A 294-nucleotide genomic window follows, 5' to 3' on the forward strand; every position below is an offset into this window, starting at 1 on the left:
TTCGATTCATCATCGTTTTGCGAAAATTTGAGAGACTCGAACACACCTACCATCTGCTCTTATTACGGAGAGCAGACACAGTGTGTCGTTTCAATTTTCAGCTTGATCCAGATTTTTAAAGAGCAAAACTTCTCAATGCACTCGAAAGTACATTTAGAAGTTCATCATTCATCAGACAATCTGTGTGGACACTACAAAGGCAGGTTCTTTAAGGTAAGGAGGTGATCCAACCGCAGGTTCCCCTACGGTTACCTTGTTACGACTTCACCCCAGTCATGAATCACAAAGTGGTAA

The 294-nt window shown here is 41.8% G+C and carries 1 rRNA gene; it reads right to left on the reverse strand.

The features are described from left to right. Window positions 1-214 precede the first annotated feature (214 nt). Window positions 215-294, reverse strand: a 16S ribosomal RNA gene (locus M8318_RS00125); the annotation flags it as partial.

The organism is Leclercia tamurae (assembly GCF_025566055.1).
GTDB classification, from domain to species: Bacteria; Pseudomonadota; Gammaproteobacteria; order Enterobacterales; family Enterobacteriaceae; genus Enterobacter; species Enterobacter tamurae.